The following is a 6,000-nucleotide window of genomic DNA, read 5'->3' on the forward strand; positions in this document are numbered from 1 at the left end:
CCTAATTGTGTCATCGAAATGTTAAAAATTAATTATCTAATAGTCAATATTTTATTTTATAAAAAAACCTTAAGTTTATTAACTTTCAAATCAGTTATTTCAATATTAGCCGGGTACGTTATTGGGAAAATACCTTAGTTTTAGAGAGCTGTAATGAGATTTGTCGATAAAAGTAGGCCCGACAGGACTCGAACCTGTGACCCTCTGCTTAGAAGGCAGATGCTCTATCCAGCTGAGCTACGGAATTTATTAAACCTACGGTCAAGCTCTTACCCTTTGCGGCACTAAATGGGGCACTGTGACTTGATATTTTACCTTTGTAAAATGAAAAAACCGCTGACAACGTGCAAGACCTTCCACAGCCGCTAATCGCCAACGGTTTCTTAATAAAGTTTTTTTTGACGTGGAAGTTTAGCACATTCTAAGATAAGGTTTGAAGATTACGAGAGCAAGTTCAAACTGAAAGCAAATATTAATTTTTTGAGTCCAGAAAAAAGGGGAGTTACGATAGTTTTTATGGCGGCGGAAAACTCACTTTTTAACCTTGAAAGCATACTACTTTAAACTACTTTATGGGTTTATCGACCAATACCACACGAAACAGAAATGCACAAATCTGAACGAATGATACGGGATTTATAAGGGTTACTCCTTTTTTAGAAATATTAAAGTAGATTAGAACCATAGGCTATTTCTCCCGTACGCGCGTATTGCGCAAAAAATCCTTTTTGGAGCACCGAATAGGCGATGAAAAAAACTTAGTTGGCCGTTCAAACTTGAATGAATCGCTCAGATTAAGAAAATATTGCCCGTCTTTATAAACTATCCGGCTTCCCAATTGGTGAAAAGCGCGAAGGCCTGTAACAATTCGGTTATCCGAACAATCAATTTTTATCTGATTATGAGCGTAATTCAAAAGACTACAATTTGATGCTTTCAGTTTCCTGTTGTGGATGGTCGAAGCCGATATATTGAACATCTTCTGTAAATAGCGGACGGAGAGCATATCAGGCGTATAGTGAGGCTCAAGCGCGTCAACGCTTAAGCTATCCCGTTTATTGAAGGACTGGCGCAAAGTATAAAACCTCGCGCCGTGTGTGCCCTTGCCATGATGATGCCTCCGCCACTTTACTAAATGCTCAATATTGACCGAAAAAAATATCTCTTTCATGAGAGGCAAATCCTCCACGTTGAAATTGAAGCAGGAAGCAGATTCAATGGAAAAATCATACAAAAGCCTCTGATAGCTCGTAAAGTAATAACAGCCAGCAGAATCGACGGGGCGAACCCAATGCAATGATTTCGCCATTGCCAGATACTTTCTGACTGTTCTTTCCTTCCGATTCATTAGTTGCCCCATAGTGTTCATATTGGTAAAGCTGGGAGTAAATTTTCCGATTGGAAATAAGTATCGGGCAGCTATCCAAAAGCTAAATGGTTTATAAAGCTTTTGTTTGATTATTTCCTTTGACAGTTCAACGTGAATCCGCATTTCTTAAAATATCTCTAATTGAGATGACATGACTATTTCTGAAGGTACTTCCTTATCAATTCCGAAGTCGTTAACTTTCAAAAAAATCTGCTTTTCAAAACCGGAAAACTGCATAAAAAACCCTTTGCGGAGGACAGTCTCTCGACTTGTTTGAAGGAACTTACCAAAGGGTAGGTGGATTATGATTGTTGTAAATGAACTGCCTTTGAGTAGCTCGTAATTGAAGCCGTAGGCATTGGATTTTCTGTGGAGATGTTTTGTCGGAAGGCGTTCGCAGTGAAATGTTGTTCCAATTATCCAGCCGATATTACGGGATTGTTTGCCGTCATGCCAATTAACAATTCCTGAACTCGTAATTTCAATCTGAGACCGATTTGAAAATGACTCTTGCATCAGTCCCATTTTTGGCGTAGAATATGTGCGCATTTGGTACTCTTTCTAAAAAGCGGAACTCACTGATACTGAGGCCGCTTTTTTTATTTAGTTATATTTTGATTTTAAAACGTCAATTGGTAAATATTTTACCTCAAGGAATCTATCCAAGTCTTCTTGAAGAAATCTTATAAATCGCTTGCCTTTGTAATATTTAATCCGGCGATTACGCGTAAGGTCGTAAATAGTCCATTTTGAGTAGCCTAAGTAACTCGCAGCCTCGCTGACACTAAGAAATTTACATTTATCCATTTTTTCTCCTTAAAAAAAAAAGGTGAAAAAGAGTCTATACAACTCTTCTGCACCTTTTTTTATTGTTATTTTTTAAATTACTAAGTAGTCACCTTTGTTCTCTGAATAAAAATACAAAAGATAGGCAAGACCTCATATCTCCCATTTCTCACTCCATCCCTGTATTTCAAAGAACAACACGGTGTTTATCAATTAATACAAACAAATACTGTTCAGTCTTGAATAAGATAAACAAATATCGTTCAGTCTCAAAGCCTTTTTTTCAAAGCGTTTTTTTAGTGCAAATTAATACAAGCTACCTTTTGTAAGTGTAATTATATTGGGAGTTGCGTAGGATTTTCGAATGATAATGGAATGTTATGAGATAAAACTGGATTTACCTTATACATACAAAATAAAGAAGTCTTCATGGATTTTGTCACTCAAGCCTATTAGCGAAATCTTTGCCAAGAGAATTTTTTACTTCGTATTAAACCTCTCGTAAATCTTCTTGAGCATAACGTCAGCTACGGTTTCTTTGATAGAAGTGTTCTCCATGATTCGCTGAAAAATATCTTGGTTATCTTCCATGCGGTCAATAAGCGTCGAAATGAGTTTGTCTTCAAATCCGAATTTAAAATTCTCAATTGAATTGGTCTGAGCCTGCTTCATGAGAGTTTCGTCTTTTAGTAATTCCGTCTCAATTTGGTCAAAAAATAACTTGTCCGCTTCGTCCAGTTCCATTCCAAAACGGTCATTCAATACTTCAATAATTTGTGATAACTTTGCTTTTTCTTCTTTATCCCTTGAAATTCCGGCTTCGGTCATAGGCTTAAGATTGTATTCACCCATCTTTTCCATGACTAAACCACCCTCGCTTATTTTCTGCAAGCGATAATATTGCAACGTCACATCATTATCTAATTTTAGCCGTTCGCTTGCATCAGTCTTGGGCAGGCGATTCAATAATAAACGTCCATACGAGTAGAATTTTTCTAATTCCACATCTTGGAAAGGCATGATTTGAGACAAGAAAGAATAAAGCCTTACAAATGAAATCAAGGATTTCTTGAAACTATCTTTCAACTCCTCAGTTTTTAAATTTGAAAAACGGTCTTTCGCCGGACTTGTCAATGCGTAAAGCTTCGCTTGGTCTTTGGTAGGGGAAGCATCCCGTTTAAAAAAGACTGATGCGAATGCGTCTATTTCTGATTGAAAATAGACTTGAGCGGCATCGAGTTTATTTTTTAAGTCATACAAATGATTCGGGTCGGTAGTCTCTGCCAAGCCAGTCTGTTCGTAGTATTGCTGAAATGCCTCGATTATCGTATCAGTATCGTTTACAAAATCTAAAATGAATGTATCTTCTTTTCCCATGCAAGTCCGGTTAAGCCTTGAAAGCGTTTGCACGGCCTTTACACCGGAAAGTTTCTTATCCACGTACATAGTATGCAAGAGGGGCTGGTCAAATCCCGTTTGATATTTATCGGCTACCAACAAAACTTGATATTCACTGGTATTAAATTTGTCAGGCAATTCCTTTTCGCCGAATCCGTTGAGTTCAGATTCCGACACGCCTTCCGTATAGCCTTCATCAATGACCTTGCCTGAAAAAGCAACCAAAGCTTTTATATGCGAATAATTCTTTTCTTTGATATAGTTTTTGAATTCCAAGTAATAACGCAGAGCGTGAAGTCGTGAACTGGTCACGACCATTGCTTTGGCCTTACCGCCAATTTTTTTCGATGTCACTTGCCGGAAATGTTCAACCATTACTTCTGTTTTTTGGGACAGATTATGCGGGTGCAGAGAGACAAAACGCGCAATTGCCCGGCTGGCTTTTTTCTTATTCAGTTCAGGGTCGTCTTCGATGGCCTTCGAGAGTTTAAAATATGTTTTATAGCTTACATAGTTCTGCAATACGTCCAGAATGAATTTTTCTTCAATAGCTTGCCGCATGGAATAGAGATGAAACGGCTCCGGTTTTCCGTTGTTATTCTTCGCTCCGAAAACCTCCAGCGTTTTGTTTTTGGGTGTAGCTGTAAAAGCAAAGAAACTAAGGTTCGGTTGTTTGCCCCTCGCTATCATAGATTTACGAATTTCATCTTCGCCGTCTTCCATTTCTATTCCATCTTCAACCTCCGCGTCTTCCAAAGACTTTGCAGACAAAACCTCTTTCATCTTTTTGCTGGCTTCGCCGCCTTGCGAACTGTGGGCTTCGTCAACGATTATGGCGTAATTCCGCTTTGGCAGGTCTTTAATTTTGTCGAGCGTAAACGGAAATTTCTGCAATGTTGTAATGACAATGCTTGTCCCTGCGGTAATAGCTTCCGCTAATTGTTTTGAATCTTCCTTGATGCACTGAACAACGCCTGTTTTGTGTTCAAATTGATAAATCGTGTTTTGCAATTGCTGGTCTAAGACATTCCGGTCGCTCACGACAATGACCGAATCAAAAACGCGTTTATCTTCTTTATTGTGGAGGCTCGATAAATGATACGCCAGCCATGCAATCGTATTGCTTTTACCGCTTCCGGCTGAGTGTTGTATTAAATAATTTTTTCCTACGCCGTATATTTTGGCATCGGCTGTCATTTTCCGTACAGATTCCAACTGGTGGAAACGCGGAAATATCATAGTTTCTTTTTTAAATTTTTTTCCATCTACGGTAATTTCTTCCACTTGTAAATGAAGGAAACGGGCGATAATATCCATCCAGCTGTCTTTTTGCCAGATTTCTTGCCACAAATAGGCCGTCTTGTAGCCGTCAGGGTTCGGCGGATTGCCCGCGCCGTTATTAAAGCCTTTATTAAAAGGAAGGAAACGGGTACGCTCGCTTTCCAATTTTGTGGTCAGATAAACTTGGTCGGGGTCAACAGAAAAATGAACTAACGCGCGTTTTTTGAATTGAAACAGCAATTCGCGCGGGTCGCGGTCATACATATATTGCTTTTCAGCATTCGTCACGTCTTGCCCGGTGAATGGATTCTTTAGCTCGACGGTCGCAACGGGCAAGCCGTTCAAACTCAAAAGCAAGTCAATGGAGTTTTCATTTTTGGTGCTGTAGTGAACTTGCCGGGTAACGATAAGGCGGTTTTTATTGTACAGCGCAATCGTTTCGGGATTCAGCCCGCTTTCAGGTCTGAAATAGGCCATCTTGAAGCGCACGCCACTATCGGTGAAACCATTGCGAATGACATCAAGCGAGCCACGTAATTCCAATTCTTTGCAAAGGCGGTAAATGACTTTTGCGGAGGTATCGGCTTGATAGAGTTTTTTAATATTTTCCCATGCTTTCGGCTGTGAATCTTGGAGAAAAGCCAAAACATTCTTTTCATCCAGAGCGGTTTCCCGATTAAAGTCCTCCGCGCGACCTGAAAGCCAATCGCATTTGGTCAGGTAATCTACTATGGCGGTTTCGAATGTTACTTCTGTGTGAATTGGTCGGGCCATTACTATTTTATTTTTTCAAAGAGTAAATCACATTCGTTTTCAAGTTGAATTAAAGTTGGAATGAGTTCCAAAGAGCCTGATTCTCTAAGCCACATTTTTGGGTTTTCCCAAAATCTCGCCTTATGGTACAAAGAATCAGGGAACTCACTTTCAGAATAAATACCTGCCTTTTTAATCTTGCCAAAAGCATCCAGCCAAAGCATGCTTAAATCAGTGTTTGGCTCATAGCCGCTTTCTGCTATAAATTTTCTTGTTTCTCTAATTGCATTTCGTAAGCTCACCAACGCATCAACCGCCTTTTCTTTTTTTTTGCCAAATAGTAATAAAATTTCGGGTATTAATTTTATAATGTCTATGAAGGTTTGCAATGCCATTTTCAAATTACCTTTATT

The 6,000-nt window shown here is 39.1% G+C and carries 4 protein-coding genes; all 4 read right to left on the reverse strand.

Going from position 1 to position 6,000, the window contains the following annotated elements; all coding sequences use genetic code 11:
- Positions 1–688: 688 nt before the first annotated feature.
- Positions 689–1,348, reverse strand: a complete 660-nt coding sequence (locus tag K1X84_07205; GenBank protein MBX7151410.1) for a hypothetical protein — start codon at positions 1,346–1,348, stop codon at positions 689–691.
- A 624-nt stretch (positions 1,349–1,972) separates the two neighbouring features.
- Complete coding sequence (locus tag K1X84_07210) at positions 1,973–2,176, reverse strand: helix-turn-helix domain-containing protein (GenBank protein MBX7151411.1); 204 nt, start codon at positions 2,174–2,176, stop codon at positions 1,973–1,975.
- Between the two features lie 459 nt (positions 2,177–2,635).
- Positions 2,636–5,608 carry a DEAD/DEAH box helicase family protein gene (locus K1X84_07215; protein MBX7151412.1) on the reverse strand — a complete coding sequence of 991 codons (2,973 nt, stop codon included), beginning with the start codon at positions 5,606–5,608 and terminating at the stop codon, positions 2,636–2,638.
- Positions 5,609–5,610: 2 nt separating this feature from the next.
- The coding region (locus K1X84_07220; GenBank protein ID MBX7151413.1) for a hypothetical protein at positions 5,611–6,000 on the reverse strand (390 nt) is incomplete at its 5' end.

It is taken from the genome of bacterium, assembly GCA_019695335.1.
In the GTDB taxonomy this organism is placed as follows: domain Bacteria; phylum CLD3; class CLD3; order SB21; family SB21; genus JABWBZ01.